The 15,910-nt window shown below is 42.6% G+C and carries 13 protein-coding genes; 10 read left to right on the forward strand and 3 right to left on the reverse strand.

Annotated features, from left to right (window positions below; translation table 11 throughout):
* Positions 1–264: 264 nt before the first annotated feature.
* The 6 genes from AB6735_RS11370 (at position 265) to AB6735_RS11395 (ending at position 6,835) form a co-directional block, all read left to right on the forward strand.
* Positions 265–780, forward strand: coding sequence for a DUF2911 domain-containing protein (locus AB6735_RS11370; protein ID WP_370996046.1), 516 nt, complete (start codon positions 265–267; stop codon positions 778–780).
* A gap of 125 nt (positions 781–905) precedes the next feature.
* A complete protein-coding gene (locus AB6735_RS11375) occupies positions 906–2,009 on the forward strand; it encodes a DUF3810 domain-containing protein (protein WP_370996047.1) in 1,104 nt (367 codons plus the stop codon).
* Positions 2,010–2,449: 440 nt separating this feature from the next.
* On the forward strand, positions 2,450–4,639 hold the full coding sequence (locus AB6735_RS11380; RefSeq protein ID WP_370996048.1) for a penicillin acylase family protein: 2,190 nt from the start codon (positions 2,450–2,452) through the stop codon (positions 4,637–4,639).
* A gap of 37 nt (positions 4,640–4,676) precedes the next feature.
* On the forward strand, positions 4,677–5,165 hold the full coding sequence (locus AB6735_RS11385) for a hypothetical protein (RefSeq protein ID WP_370996049.1): 489 nt from the start codon (positions 4,677–4,679) through the stop codon (positions 5,163–5,165).
* 61 nt (positions 5,166–5,226) lie between these two features.
* Complete coding sequence (locus AB6735_RS11390; protein WP_370996050.1) at positions 5,227–6,222, forward strand: sugar phosphate isomerase/epimerase family protein; 996 nt, start codon at positions 5,227–5,229, stop codon at positions 6,220–6,222.
* A gap of 181 nt (positions 6,223–6,403) precedes the next feature.
* A complete protein-coding gene (locus AB6735_RS11395) occupies positions 6,404–6,835 on the forward strand; it encodes a DoxX family protein (RefSeq protein ID WP_370996051.1) in 432 nt (143 codons plus the stop codon).
* 109 nt (positions 6,836–6,944) lie between these two features.
* Here the strand turns inward: AB6735_RS11395 and AB6735_RS11400 are convergent, their stop codons facing one another.
* From AB6735_RS11400 to AB6735_RS11410, 3 genes are all read right to left on the reverse strand, one after another.
* Positions 6,945–7,214, reverse strand: a complete 270-nt coding sequence (locus AB6735_RS11400; RefSeq protein WP_370996052.1) for a UBP-type zinc finger domain-containing protein — start codon at positions 7,212–7,214, stop codon at positions 6,945–6,947.
* 13 nt (positions 7,215–7,227) lie between these two features.
* Positions 7,228–8,889: an FAD-dependent oxidoreductase gene (locus AB6735_RS11405; protein ID WP_370996053.1), complete on the reverse strand. Its 1,662-nt coding sequence runs from the start codon at positions 8,887–8,889 to the stop codon at positions 7,228–7,230.
* Positions 8,890–9,032: 143 nt separating this feature from the next.
* Positions 9,033–10,433: an ATP-binding protein gene (locus AB6735_RS11410; protein ID WP_370996054.1), complete on the reverse strand. Its 1,401-nt coding sequence runs from the start codon at positions 10,431–10,433 to the stop codon at positions 9,033–9,035.
* Positions 10,434–11,101: 668 nt separating this feature from the next.
* Between AB6735_RS11410 and AB6735_RS11415 the strand changes: the two genes are divergently transcribed.
* From AB6735_RS11415 to AB6735_RS11430, 4 genes are all read left to right on the forward strand, one after another.
* Positions 11,102–11,974 (forward strand): AraC family transcriptional regulator, encoded by an 873-nt coding sequence (locus AB6735_RS11415; protein ID WP_370996055.1) that lies wholly within the window; start codon positions 11,102–11,104, stop codon positions 11,972–11,974.
* 174 nt (positions 11,975–12,148) lie between these two features.
* A complete protein-coding gene (locus tag AB6735_RS11420; RefSeq protein WP_370996056.1) occupies positions 12,149–14,569 on the forward strand; it encodes an ABC transporter permease in 2,421 nt (806 codons plus the stop codon).
* 229 nt (positions 14,570–14,798) lie between these two features.
* Positions 14,799–15,320 (forward strand): GNAT family N-acetyltransferase, encoded by a 522-nt coding sequence (locus AB6735_RS11425; protein WP_370996057.1) that lies wholly within the window; start codon positions 14,799–14,801, stop codon positions 15,318–15,320.
* Positions 15,321–15,571: 251 nt separating this feature from the next.
* The gene (locus tag AB6735_RS11430; RefSeq protein WP_370996058.1) at positions 15,572–15,904 is read left to right on the forward strand and encodes an L-rhamnose mutarotase; all 333 of its coding nucleotides are present in this window, start codon (positions 15,572–15,574) and stop codon (positions 15,902–15,904) included.
* Positions 15,905–15,910 lie beyond the last annotated feature (6 nt).

A 15,910-nucleotide genomic window follows, 5' to 3' on the forward strand; every position in this document is an offset into this window, starting at 1 on the left:
ATCATGGAAAAGATAATATAAAAAACCCCTGCCTTGCGGCAAGGGCAAAAACCACAACAATTGTTTAATCTTAAGGCTATGAACCCCTAAGATCAATTCCTAACTGCAATGCGGTATTCTTGTTATATAACAATTCTGTGCGATAATTAGTTTTAACCATTTGTATATTTCACTGGTAATGTGTTAAACTAACTTATTTATCAGCTAAGTGATTATGCAAACAAATTTCATCTTATATTTACCAGTAAAACTATAAAACACACTATGAGACGATTATTACAATTTAAAGCAGGATTGCTTTTTGCATTTGTGCTTTTAACTTCAGTTGCCTTTGCCCAGGATAAAAAACCGGCAAGCCCGCATGACAGTACAACAGCAGTGGTAGCTGGTTCAACTATCAAAATTAAATATGGTAGTCCCTATGTTAAGGGTCGTAAAGTATTAGGTGAGTTAGTGCCGTTTGATAAAGTATGGCGCGCCGGAGCCGATTCAGCAACAAGCATTACAACCAGCAAAGCTATAAAAGTAGAAGGTAAAACACTTCCTGCAGGAAGATATGCATTTTTTGTTATCCCATCTAAAAGCGGAATATGGACTGTTATTTTTGACAAGAACCCTAAACAATGGGGAGCTTATACTTACAAAGAAAGTAATGATGCTTTACGGGTAACTGTTAAGGGAAAAACTATTCCTAAGCAGGAAAGCCTTACTTATACTATTGGCAAAAATGGCTTTAGCCTAAAATGGGATACATTTGAAGTACCCGTTTCTATAAAATAAGGATTTTTGACTTAATCTGATCACATTAAAGCCCCTTTGAGGGGCTTTTTTTATGACATGGTAACTCCGAATAACTGTTTAATGGTAAATTAGCCAATTACCATTAGCTTACACTTACATCCCTGATGCGTTATAATCTTCGCGAAAAACCTTTGTTAAAAAGAATAGCCGTTATATTATTACTGGCTCTGGCCATTTTTATACTGATGCAACTGGCAGATCATCCTATCTGGGTGGAACGTTATTATTCGGAAGGGTTTTATATATTTATTTGCAGGGTGTTGCATCCGGTTTTTAATTTATTTCCTTTTAGCGTGGGCGATGTTGTATACATAGCCATCATCGTTTATCTCATCTACAAAGCCATCAGCTTTTTTAAATTGCTTTTTAAAAAGAAGTTTAAAGAAATGGGATTAATGTTATTGGGTTTAGTGATCGGGGTGCAGGCCGGCATACTGGTATTTTATCTTTTTTGGGGGATGAATTATTTTAGGCCATCAGCAGCGGAAAGGCTTAATTTACAGGATACCTCATTTACGACTGCCGATCTGCATAAGGTAACCCAACTGCTCATCGATAGCGCAAATGCCACACGGGCGAGGGTTACTGCAGCCGACATGGCACAAGGCAATAAGGCTATTTACCAAACCGCCAGGCACGCGCTCAGTTCATTATCGGCTGCTTCAGTTAGTTTTCGTACCTGGCATCCGGATGTTAAGCCGTCAATGCTAACGTTTTTGCTCAATTTTATGGGTACCTCGGGCTATTATAACCCTTTTACTTCCGAAGCACAGATTAATTACCAGATGCCCGTTTTTAACCGGCCTTTTGTGGCCTGCCATGAAATGTCGCACCAGATGGGTTATGGTGCCGAAGATGAAGCCGATTTTGCCGGCTTTGTTGTGGCAGTACACTCCAATGACCGGCTGTTGCGGTACTCTGCTTATCATTTGGCTGTGAGCGAATTTATGTACTCGCTGGGCAGGCGTGATAGTGTGGCTTATAAAACATTAAAAGCTACCATATCAAAGGATGTTCGCCATGATTATGCCACCGAACGTAACTATTGGCTCTCTTATGAAAACAAGCTCAACGCCATCAGCAGTATATTTTACGATAGCTTCTTAAAAGCAAACAATCAACCCAAAGGACTCGAAACTTATAACCGGATGGTATTGCTGGTGATGGCACAGGAACGTAAAAATTGGGTTAATCCATTGGTTCATTAGTTCCATTGTTCATTGGTTCACTTGTTCATTAGTACCTAACAAGTCTCACTAATGTACACCAATAAACTAATGAACAAGTAAACCAATGAGCTAATAAAAAAAATGCGTCCCGGTATCTCACCCCCGGAACGCACTGCAATATCATCAAATGATATTGTATCAACTAAATCTCAGATATCATGCTTAATGAGTACCTAAGCTCTTATAAATTTACCGTTGAAAAAAAAAGTGATCGGTAAACAAAACTTTATTACTTTGTAAGTATGCCGTATATAGCAGTAGGATCGATCAGTTTTAGTATTCAATTATGAATAATTGAATGGAAACGCCTATGTATTGTAAACATTGTATGCTTGAACGCAAATCTACTGTAATTATTATGAAATCATTTTAAACTTTATAACCAAAAAGTCAAATTGGCCAGTAAAAATGTCGTTACCATGAAGCCTTATATAACTATAGTTTTAATATTTTTCCCGATAGTAACTTTTGCTCAAATATTTAACCAAAACGAAATAAAAAGGGCAGAAGAACAGGCAAAAGCGGTCACCATTGTACGTGATAATTGGGGAGTTCCGCACATTTATGGAAAAACAGACGCGGATGTGGTTTTTGGATTGATGTATACCCAATGCGAAGACAATTTTAAAGGCATCGAACGGAATTATCTGTACCAGTTGGGCCGGCAAACAGAAGTTGACGGAAATAGCAAACTATATACCGATATACAATTACAATTGATAGCCGATAGTGCCGAAGCCATTAAAGATTATAAAGCCAGTGCACCCCGGTTCAAAAAACTCATGAATGCCTTTGCCGATGGTATCAATTATTATTTGTACAAACATCCCGAAGTAAAGCCGCAGGTATTTAAGCGCTTTGAGCCCTGGTATGCTTTAATGTTTACCGATGGCAGTGTGGCCGCTACAGAAACCGGCGGGATCCATCTTAACGAAACAGAGGCGTTTTATAGTAGATGGAATAAACAGCTTGGTGTTCTGATCAACAAGCCCGGCTCTGTTTATGATATGGTGAATGAGCGAGAAACCGGATCAAATGGTTTTGCTATCGCGCCTTCCAAATCGGCATCGGGGCATGCTTTGTTGTATATTAATCCGCATGTGCCTTTTTATTTTCGCAGTGAAGTTGAGCTGGTGAGCGATGAAGGGCTGCATGCCTATGGCGCGGTTACCTGGGGACAGTTTTTTATTTACCAGGGATTTAACCAGCATTGCGGCTGGATGCATACCAGCAGCTATGATGATGTAGGCGATCTCTATGCCGAGAAAATGAGTAAGAAGGACGGCAAATGGTACTATGAATATAATGGTTCGCTTAAGCCCGTTACCACCCGCCAATTGGTGCTGAATATCAGGAATGGCGATAAACTCGAACAAAAAACAATCACGGGCTATTATACGCATCATGGGCCTGTGCTGGGCAGTCGCGATGGCAAATGGCTGGCGCTGAAAGCCAATAACCGCTCTTATAACGCCCTGCTGGAATCATGGTTGATCACCAAGGCTAATACTCTGGCCGAATATAAAAAGGCTATGGACCTGGTATCTAATGCATCCAACAGTACCGTTTATGCCGACGATAAGGGCAATATCGTTTTCTGGTACGGCAACTATATCCCCAAACGCGATCCAAAATTTGATTGGAGCCTGCCTGTTGATGGCAGCATCACGGCAACCGAGTGGCAGGGCGTGCATGCTCTAAAAGATATTATAACCGATATAAATCCCGCAACCGGCTGGATCCAGAACTGTAATTCCACACCTTATACGGCTTCCGGAACCAGTAGCCCGGATAAGAACAGGTACCCGGTTTATATGGCTCCTGATGGCGAAAACTACCGGGCCATCACCGCTATTAAATTGCTCAAAGATGCTGACCACATCACACTTGACCAATTGATTGAGAAGGGTTATAATCATTACCTGGCCGCTTTTGACGATCTGTTGCCGCCCCTGTTTACAGCGTATGACAATGCTCCGGATTCTGTTAAGCATTCACTGGTTGAGCCTATCCAATTCTTACGGCAATGGGATAGGTACAGTGCTGCAAATTCTGTAGCCAGTACATTGGCTATTGAGTGGGGTACCCTGATGATGAAAAACCTGCCGCCACCCCAAACCGATCAGCAGAGCACTTTTATTACCCAACGTGTGAAAAAACTTGCTCAGATGAATGGCGGCCAACAGCTTGAGCTTTTAGCAGCTGTTTTAAAAAACCTGCAAAGCCGCTTTGGTACATGGAAAATGGCATGGGGAGACATCAACCGGTACCAGCGCCCTGCCGATGGCATTACCTTTGATGATAAACTACCGAGTATTCCGGTGAGTGCAACCGGATCGGGTTTTGGACAGCTGCCATCGTTTCAAAGCCGTACCATGAATACGCAAAAACGCTATGGTTATTCTGGTAATAGTTTTGTGGCGGTTGTTGAGTTTGGCCCGCGCATAAAGGCTAAAAGTATTATGACCGGCGGACAGTCTTTTGATGCCGCGTCAAAAAATTTTACCGACCAGGCACAAGGGTTTATTGATGGCCAGTTTAAGGATGTGTTATTTTATAAAAACGATGTATTGAAACACGCTCAGCGAACTTACCACCCGGGCGATTAAACTACTGAGTTAACTATATATTTGGATATCAAAAAAAATGAAGAAATATCTACTGATCGTCTTACTGGCATGTTGCAGTGGCCATGTATTTGGCCAAAGCATTACACTGAACGACCTGATCAATATTTCCAACCTGCCTAATGACGATGCACATAATTACCTGGTTAATGGCAAAGGCTTTAAAAACGAGTACCTGCAGGATGTAAATGGCCATACAGTGGAGCACCTGCAAAAAATTGCCGGCAATAAAACCCATGAAACAGTGATTATTGGCGAAGGCTATAAGCTTAGTAACGGCACTATGTTGCGTACCGTTACCTACAAATCGCAAACCACTCAGCATCTGTTCAATTTGATAACGCAGGCTAAAAGCGCCGGGTTAAAAATGAATATCCAGGGAGCCGACGCCGCAAATAATATTTATCTGTTCGATAATAGCTTTTATCACATTGCTGTATACGTTAACCGCGATAATACCTTCGGATCAATAGAAGTAAAACAGAAAGAGTTCATCGGCTTCGATTAAGCTTTCACCAGGCAGAATTTAATACAGCTTTATTATATTGCATAACCAATTGATAAAGCCTATGAAAACCATCAGCCGAAAAAAATTTCTCACTACCACCGCGCTGACAGCAGCCGGTATGTCCCTTGGGTTAAATGCCCTCGGAAAAATATCTTCGGTCCCCTTAGCTTTTGATGATCAACATGGTGCCGGTATTTCCGCCGCCGAAAAGATCAAAGTAAGCATCTTTTCAAAACATCTGCACTGGCTTAATTATACTGATATGGCCGCCTTGGCTGCCGAAATGGGTTTTGATGGCGTAGACCTTACCGTACGCCCGGATGGTCATGTACTGCCCGAAAATGTCACCGCCGACCTGCCAAAGGCGGTTGCCGCGGTTGAAAAAGCAGGGTTAAAAGTGTACTCCATAGTAACCAATATTAAACAACCCGATGAAAAATATGCTGCCGATATTCTAAAAACGGCTTCGGCGTTGGGTATAAAATATTACCGTACGGCCTGGTTCAATTATGATAAAGCCCTCTCCATTCCCGCAAACCTGCAAGCTATCAGTAAACAATTTGCCGGCCTGGCTGCCTTAAACAAACAATATGGTATGCACGGCGCTTATCAGAACCATTCCGGTGATCTGTTTGGCGCTTCTGTCTGGGACCTTTGGCTGGCACTTAAAGACCTTGACCCCGCATCAATTGGCTGCCAGTATGATATCAGGCATGCCACTACCGAAGGGGCCGATACCTGGGCTACTTCCATACAGCCCCTGGTGCCTTTTATTAAAACCACCAACATCAAGGATTTTTACTGGGAGAAAAAAGATGGCAAATGGCAAGTGAAAAGCGTGCCACTGGGCGAAGGGATGGTTAATTTTAAGAAATACTTTGAGGTGATTAAACAACAGGGCATTGGCGGTCCGCTGAGTTTGCATTGCGAATACGATGCGTTGGGCGGTGCGCAGGATGGCGCCAAACAAATAACCATTAGTAAGCAACAGTTTACCAGCGTGGTGCAAAAAGATTTATCCACATTGCGCGGGTGGTTAAAAGATAATGCCTTGTGATCAATTGACAGATAATTGATACGTTGCCATTATTATCGGGTACTTACCTGCATGGCTGTCAATAAAACAATTTGCATATATAATAAGTTTCTTATTATATTTAGTAAAGTAAGGTATGCCCCTTTAACTCATAAAGCCGCTGCCTTTTATACCAATTAACCTTTTAAAAAAGGAGGCCGACATGAACCTCGTTCATAAAATTGAGAATTGGGGAGATACTCATCACCCCAAAGCCCTTGATCTGGTACGTATTGCGCTGGGCGTATTTCTATTGCTGAAAGGTATAGCCTTTATGGAAAATACCGCTTACCTCAAAAGTTTGATCGATAGCCAGGATGTGGTGGACCTGACACCTGGTGTATTAATGGCGCTGGTTTACTATGTAACATTCGCGCACATGGTTGGCGGGGTACTGATAGCGGTAGGTATACTCACCCGTTTGGGCTGTATTATACAGATACCGATAGTTTTGGGCGCTGTATTTTTAACCAACATATTTCAGGAACCTATCAATGCAATGGCATGGCCATCTATTGTGGCGCTTATTTTACTGGTGCTTTTCACCATCCTGGGCTCCGGACCGATATCATTGGATAAGTATCTTTCGGAATAAGAGATTAAGACAAAAGGACTAAGGATAAAAATCCTGATCATCCTTTAATCTAATGAATCCCGGTTTAGACGATAATCAGCGAAATCAGAATAATCATCTAAATCAACGGTCAATATCCTGTCGCCAATTCATCTGCATAGCACCAGAGCCAGCGTTCGCCGGGTTCGGCGGAGATAACTACCGGGTGCCCTGTTTGCTTAAAATGTTTGGTCATGTGCGTATTGGGCGAACTATCACAGCAAAGTGTAACACCACAGGTTTGGCAGGTACGCAAATGCATCCACGAGGAATGTGTTTTTACACACTCCTCGCAAATGTATTCCTTTGGCTGTTTGATATCCTTAATGGCCGCTAAATGCTGGCATGTTTCCTCTTCCATCATTTTAATTTTATTAAACTTCGGCCAGGTATTTATGAACAAAGCTGATAGCCATCGATCCTTCGCCTACGGCAGATGCTACACGGTTCATGGCTCCTGCACGAACATCGCCGGCGGCAAATATACCTGAGCAGCTGGTTTCTAATAAAAACGGGTCGCGTTTAAGCTTCCAGATCTTACCAAAGCCTTCATAGCTGCGCAGCTCGCGCCCGGTTTCAATAAAGTCCTTGTTGTTTTTGATAATATCGAGCTTGATCCAATCAGTATAAGGTTTTGCGCCGATAAAAATATACAAAGCATTTGCCACCTTTTTCTCTGTTTCCTGGGTTTTACAGTTTAGCAGCGTCAGTTCTTCCAGGCAATTGGTGCCATCGGCTTCAATAATTTCGGTATTGGGCACCAGATGAATATTGGGTGTATCTGCTATCTGATTGATCAGATATGCCGACATGGTAGCCACCAGGTCATCACGGCGGATAATAATGTATACGTTTTTTGCAAATTTGGATAAGTGCATAGCCGCCTGACCTGCGGAGTTACCGCCACCAATTACATATACTTCTTTACCGGTACAAGCGGTAGCCTCGGTAGTGGCCGCGCCATAATAAATCCCGGCACCGGTATAGTTGTCAACTCCCTTAACTTCCAGTTTACGGTAATCAACACCGGTAGTAATTACTACGGTGCGGCTGATTATCTCTGGCCCATCATCCAAAACAATGGTTTTGTAGCCATCTTTTTGTTTAATATCACTTACAGATTGTGGCGATAAAAATTCGGCGCCCAAACGCATAGCCTGACTTATAGCGCGCCTGGTTAGGTCGGCACCGCTTAAACCTGCGGGAAAACCCAGGTAGTTTTCAATACGCGAGCTGGTACCCGCCTGTCCGCCTGGTGCCTTACGCTCAATCAATAAGGTTTTAAGGCCTTCCGATGCACCGTAAACAGCTGCAGCCAGCCCGGCCGGGCCAGCACCAATGATCACTACGTCATAAACATCGGTTAGTTGCTGCGGGCTTTTATCCAGTTTTTCGGCTATGGCTCTTATGCTTGGTTTGGCGATGTGGCTGCCATCCTCAAAAATTACCAAAGGCAGATCGTCGGTGGTTAAACTATTTAAGCTTAAAAGACCGGCGGCATCAAGATTTTTTTCGATATCAAACCAGCGGTAAGGTATCAGGTTACCTGCCAAAAAGTCTTTGATCTGGTGCGACTGCGGCGAAAACTGGAAACCTACCAGTTTAACGCCTACAAACTCAGGTACAAAGTTATTTTGCCAATCGTCTAACAGATCATTGATTACCGGGTACAATTTTTCTTCGGGCGGATCCCAGGGTTTCATCAGGTAATAATCAAGCTGCACATCGTTAATGGCTTTTATGGCAGCTTCGGTATCGGAGTAAGCGGTGAGCAAAACGCGTTTGGCTTCGGGATATATTTTTTTTGCCTTCTCTAAAAATTTCACTCCTTCCATCTCGGGCATGCGCTGGTCGCACAGAAACAAAGCAACCACATCCGAGCTGTTTTTTAGTTCGGTAAGGCTTTCCAGGGCCTCATTTGCTGATGTGGTACTCAAAATTTTGTACTCTTTACCATACTGCGACCTAATGTCGCGGCTTATGGACCGCAGTACCTGCGGGTCATCGTCAATGGAAAATATTATGGGGCGACTCATAGGGGTGTTTTTCTAAAGGTAAAATTATTAATATTTTGAGATAAGTATCAAGTAGTTAGTATCAAGTATCAAGATTTTTTAAGGCTGTATTAAAACAGAGATTGTCGTGATACTTGATACTAAGTACTTTGATACTAAAGAACTCATCCGTCAATCAGAAAGCAAACACTGAATACGGTTTTGCCTGGTTCTGACTTTACTTTGATGGAGCCGCGGTGTTGCTTTACAATACGCTGTACCACTTCGAGCCCCATGCCTGTGCCTTTGCCCATTTCTTTGGTTGTAAAGAAAGGGTCAAATATCAGGCTTTGTATATCTTCGGGTATGCCAGGACCGTCGTCAACTATAAATACCTCTACAAACTCCCGATCACGGCGTGTTTTAATGGTTAATGTGCCCTTGCCGTTAACAGACATGGCATCAATGGCATTATCAATAAGGTTGGTCCACACCTGGTTAAGTTCGCCTATCAGCGCTTTTACTTCAGGCAGGGTTTCATCAAAATCTTCAATAACGTTGATATTTCCCTTCCTGATCTTATAACCCAGCATGGTAAGCGTATTGCGTATACCAATGTGTATGTCGGCATACTGTTTATCCTGCCCGCGATCCATGTGGGTAAAAGTTTTTACAGAGCTTACCAGCTCGGCAATGCGCCGGGCCGATTCCTGTATATCGCTGATCATTTTCTCAGAGATCAACACATCACTTATCCAGTTCAATATATCAGATAGGTTTTCAGATCCAACAATCGCGTCAAGTTTTTCAAGAGTTTCTGTGCTGAAATTAAAATCAACAAAGCTTTCAACAATATCATAACCATTCTCTACCTCGTGCTCATCAAACCACTCCATTATTTCATCTTCGCGATGGGTACGTTGTTTTAAACTTAGGCGGGTTGTATTTTGCTGTGAAATTTGCTGAAATAAAAGGTCGGTGATACCGGTAACCTGATCTGGTTCAAGTCGCATGGTAAAGATGGCCTTTACACTTTCCGGTTCCTGCTCCAGGTGTTTTTTCAAGGTAAGTGAATCACGTACAATGGCCGATGCCGGATTGTTAAGCTCATGCGCCAATCCGGCCGAAAGCTTACCCAGGGCCATCATCTTTTCGTTCTGTTGTTGCAGAGCTGTAAAATCACGTACACGGGTAGTCATAATATTAACCAGCGATTGGGTAAGCTCATAATGGTTCCTGATCATTTCAGGTATTTGCTCGGTATTAAAGCTGCGTATGTGCAACTTGCCAATAGCCTGCGCATATCCCTTGGATATTTTACCTCTTGAAAACGGAAGATAGCCACTAATATTACCTGGGCCAACAACTGTAAACTCACGTCTGAAACCGCCTTGCATCATAAAAAAACGCAGGCTGCCATCAACCGTGATATGAGGGCCGCTCATGGGTTCGCCGGGTTGCATAAAAAGCTCACCATCCTCAAAAATATTGTCAACACTATTATCCAACAGCCATTGCAGCTGGTCTTCTGGTACGTTATTAAATGCTTCGAGCGATTTTAGCCAGGATACGGTTACCGTTTGCATGTATTAAAATTAGCTATTATTATTCAACAGTTTAATGAGCACAATATTGCACAGTACTAAACCCGGCAAAATTGCATTTGCTAAAATACGTATGATTTTTAAATTGGGTGACTTATACCCCAATGATTTACATTAGTACGATAAATCATAAATACCGCGGCGCGATATTAGAGGTGTTTTAAGCCGGAAGGATTTGAATTTGTTTTTGTATATTATTGATAATAAGAATATTGTAATTTTATTTTTAAACAAATTACATTCATATTTGTTACTTCTGCATAAAGTTTAAATTTCTGGAAATAGGAACAACTTTCCGGTGGCAGCCAGAAGCCGCCACCTTGTTGCGGGGATAAAGCATTGAAGGCCTTACCATCCCCGAGAAAGCTGGTAAGAAAGATCAAACATGAGGTTGATCTGGATTTAGTTGATGTTATTGATTTAATCAGTAACTGCGCGTTCCGGAGGTGAGATACCGGGACGCTTTCTTATTATCATACGGAAAAACAACGGGATAGGTTTTCGATTTTGTCGGTCAGATTGAAGATTCCGTCGAATGTACCTACTCTGATGGTTTGTAAAATGTTCTTAAATATGAGCAGATTCTAAAAAGTTAAGCTATTTATACATTTTTTATCTACATTTATCTTATCAATTGTAAATTAGCTTGAATGAAACCGCTTTTGTTAAAAGTTTCTTCGGGACCCGCACATTCATTTAGTGTAAGGCGCGATGTGTTGCCCGATATCAATAACCGCTGGCATTGTCATCCGGAGCTCGAACTGATCTACTTTAAAAAAGGAGGGGGAACCCAGTTTATCGGTGATAGTATTAAACAGTTTAAAGCTGGTGATATGACTCTGGTTGGTTCAAACCTGCCGCACTACTGGCGCTTTGATGATGTGTATTTTGATCATAACGGGAATGAAAAGGTAGAGATAATTGTGGTTCACTTTTGCGAAAACTTTTGGGGAGATCATTTTTTGCAATTGCCCGAAAATAAGCTGATCAAAGTTTTGCTGGAACGATCAAAAAGGGGCTTGCAGATCAGCGGGGGCACTAAGGAGAAATTGACTGTGCTACTGGAAGATATGCTGGATACCGATGGCGCCGAAAGGATAATTATGCTGCTTAAGGCCCTCAATACCATGGCCATCAGCAATCCGGTTAACTATCTTACCTCTATTGGTTTCAAGTATGATCACAATGAATCGGAGAACGACAGGCTCAACAATATCTATGAGTACTCGGTACGCAATTTCAGGAAAAAGATATACCTGGATGAGATTGCCGAAATAGCGGGGGTGAGCTCAAACTCCTTTTGCCGGTATTTTAAGTCAAAAACCCGTAAAACCTATTCACAGTTTATTATCGAAATAAAGGTTGGCTATGCCTGCAAGCTGCTGATAGAAAATAAAATGAACATCAAGCAATTGTGCTATGATAGCGGGTTCAATAATTTTTCAACTTTTCATAAACACTTTAAACAGGTAACCGGGAAAAGTCCGCTGATGTATCAGAAGGAGTTTACCAAAAATCCGTAAGGGCAATCCAGTAATAAAAAACGCGTCATTGCGAGCGTAGCGTGGCAATCCCCGATAAGCAGAGTCGCTCTGTATTTTAAGGATTGCCACGCTACGCTCAATGACGGGATCGGTTATATGTGCTCGCATAATCTCCTGATTATCCTTATATTTAGCCTTCAACCTTTTCAAACTATGATTCGTAATATTCTATTGGTTACCTATCGTAACCTGGTAAAAAACAAAATATATACTTTTATAAATGTAACCGGTTTGGCGCTGGGTATGGCAGCATTCATACTCATTACCGCTTTTGTGAATTTTGAAAAAAGCTTTGACCGCATACATCCCGATGCTGCCAACATTTACCGCGTAGAGAGCCAGTTTTATCGTGGTAAAGAGCTTACCGACAGCTGGCCAACCAGTACTAACGGATATGCCCCTGCTATGAAGGCCAATTTTCCCGAGATAGCCTCTTACGCACGTATCAGTTGGGCCAATTCAGAAAGGGTTGTCAAATATGAAAACATCAAGTACCGGGAAGAACATGTTTGTTTTGCCGATAGTAACTTCTTTAATTTTTTTGCATATCCACTGGTAAAAGGCGACCCACTAACCGTACTTAAAGAGGTTAACACCATCGCCATATCACAATCGGCAGCAAAAAAATATTTTGGCAATGCCGATGCCATGGGTAAATTTCTGGATGTAAGCACCCTTGGCGATAAGTATCATTGTATGGTAACTGGCGTGTTTAAGGATATTCCGCCTAATTCAACCATGCAGTTTAATTTCCTGATGTCCTGGTCTACTTCATCTAAGTTCATTCAGAATTTTTGGTACCAGCATGAAAGCTACACTTTTGTAAAATTGAACCACGACGCTACCATTCAGTCAGTAGAAGCTAAATTCCCGGCATTGGCCGAACAGTATAAAACAGGTCCTTCGTTAAAAGAACTGAAGTGGGCTGTAAAATTGATACCGCTTACCGATATCCATTTAAACCCTGCAAAGCCTTATGAAATAGAGGTAAAAGGCAACCGTTTCGCGGTTAATTTTTTAAATATCATAGCTTTCGTCATCCTGATGATAGCCTGTATCAACTATATTAATCTGGCAACCACCAAATCGGTTGATCGTGCCCGTGAGGTAGGGATCCGGAAGGTAAGCGGAGCACATGCTTCACAGCTTATTCTGCAATTCCTGATGGAGTCATTCATCATTAATATAGCGGCCCTTTTGGTGGGCATTATACTGGTGTTAGGAGCCCGTTACGGGTTGTTACATTATTTATCTGACAGTAATACCTATGGCCTGTTATTTAACGACGCCTTGTTGTTAAAAGTGAGTGCGGTATTCCTGGGTAGTGTTTTACTATCAGGCATTTACCCAGCCTTGGTATTGGCTCGGTTAAAACCGATAGTGGTACTCAAAGGGCGGTTCGCATTTTCTAAAAGTGGCATACTGCTTCGCCGGGGAATGGTTGCTTTTCAGTTTATGGCATCTGTACTGCTTATTGCGGGTACGTTTGCGGTTTACAGGCAAATTGTTTACATGAGCAGTCAAAACACGGGGGTAAATATTAACCAGACCATCGTGATCAAAACGCCGGTTAATACCAGCAATTATGCGCAAAAGATCAGTAGTTTTAAAAATACACTGTTGGGCTTTTCAGGTGTAAAGGCGGTTACCGTTTCGGGTGCTGTGCCGGGCAGGGAAGTGCGCGAGTTTTTGGCCAACAGGCGTTTCGGTGCCCCAAAATCTGAAGAACGCACATACGAGATGCTCAAGGTTGACCATGATTTTATGCAGGCCTACGGCATGCAGCTGATCGCGGGCAGGGCATTTGATAAAAGCCGTCCGGCTGATTCGATCGGTGTAGTATTGAATGAATCGGCAGTACGGCAGTTTGGTTTTAGTTCGCCGGAAGATGCCCTTGGAAAAAAAGTATGGCTCGAAACAGTCGACAGTCACCCCGACGAAGTAATTGGCGTCATTAAAGATTATCATCAGCAATCACTACAGCAAAAATATACCCCGGTCATATTGTTTATGGACCCGGCTCTGGCGTGGATCCCGGCCGATTATTTTTCGGTTAAAGTGAGCCAGAACAACATGCCCCAAATGGTAAATAATATTAAAAGTACCTGGAACGAGAATTTCCCTGAATCGTCATTCGATTTCTTTTTCCTGGATGATTTTTATAATCGCCAATATAAGCAGGAAACACAGTTTGGCCATGTATTCACCCTGTTTTCATCGCTGGCTATATTTATTGCCTGTATCGGGTTGTTTGGTTTAACCGCTTACTCGGCCGCGCGCCGTACCAAAGAAATTGGGGTGCGCAAAGTTTTAGGTGCATCGGTACAAAGCATTATTTCGCTGCTCACCTGGGATGTGGTGAAACTGATACTGGTATCAAGCCTTTTCGCTTTGCCGATGGCCTATATTTTTATCAACCAGTGGCTTAATCACTATGCGTTTAAGGTGTCGCTTACCTGGTGGCAGTTTGTACTGCCGGTATTCGCGCTGGTTGTTATAGCTATAGGCACAACGTTTTATCTCACATTTAGAGCGGCGCTTACTAATCCTACATCCTCATTGAGGAATGAATAGCCTGGTCTAATGCAGAGTCGACTCACCCCGACATCGCTTCGCTCGTCACCCCTCTCTCCGCTCCGCGCATAGAGGGGTTTTTACCCTCTTTGCGGCAAAGCCGTAGAGAGGGTGGTCCAGCGAAGCGTAGACCAGGTGAGTTTACTATGCGCTATGTTATACCCGAAGCTTCCACTTGGATTTTTATTTTCACAGATTTCATTTCATATTTGAATATACCGTAAAAACTATGTCCGAAATAAAAATAAAACCGTTAAACAGTTCGCCAGAAACAATTATAGCGTTGAGCGTTATGCTGATAGAAGTGGTAGCCAACGGCGGTTCGGTGGGTTTTATGCATCCCTTAAGTCCAGTTGAAGCTATTAACTTTTGGACAAGCTCATTAGCTGCTGCTGATTGCGGCGAGCGCATCATCCTTGGCGCTTTTGATGGTGATGAACTGGTGGCTACAGTAACCCTGCAGCTTAGCCTGCCGCCCAACCAGCCGCACCGGGCCGAAATAGCCAAAATGATGACCCGTACCAACTATCGTGGCAAGGGTATAGCCAAAGCCCTGTTACAGGCTGCCGAGCAGCTGGCTGTTGAACACAAACGCAGCCTGCTGGTTCTTGACACCGCCCAGGAGGAAGGCGCTTCGGGTTTGTATGAAAAACAAGGGTTCAATTTAACCGGTATCATTCCCGATTATGCTTTGAAACCACACGGTGGTTTAACGGCAACCATGATCTATTGGAAAAGAATTGGTTTATAGTATATAAACACTATCGTGTTGCATCGTTGAACAGTTCTTTTCAATAAAAGAGAATTTGTCATGCGGCGTAAAGCATGTATTGTGCAGAAACTAATCAAACTGTTTTTTTAGTCTTTGCTCCTTGCTCCCAAAATCCTTGCTCCCATAACCCATGCCAAAAAAGCTTAACACTTTGATGATTTTGAGATAACTATTTAAAGCCAAACCTTTTTTCTTTGTATTACCAATGTAACCAGCTTTACAAAATAGCTATGGCCCACAGATATTGCTTAACACTTGATTTGGTTGATGATGAAGCCCTGATTGCCGGGTACGAAAAATATCACGAAGCCATCTGGCCCGAGATCCGTAAAAGCATAGTCGATTCGGGCATCACCAGCATGGAGATCTACCGTTTTGATGTGCGTTTGTTCATGATCATGGAAACCGATGATAGCTTCAGTTTTGAAAAGAAAGCAGCCGCTGATGCCGCTAATGTAAAAGTACAGGAATGGGAAAACCTCATGTGGAAATATCAACAACCCGTAAAAGGGGCGCTGAATGGCGAAAAATGGGTTTTAATGAATAAAATATTTGCCTTGTAAACCAAT

It is taken from the genome of Mucilaginibacter sp. RCC_168, assembly GCF_041355315.1.
Taxonomy (GTDB): domain Bacteria; phylum Bacteroidota; class Bacteroidia; order Sphingobacteriales; family Sphingobacteriaceae; genus Mucilaginibacter.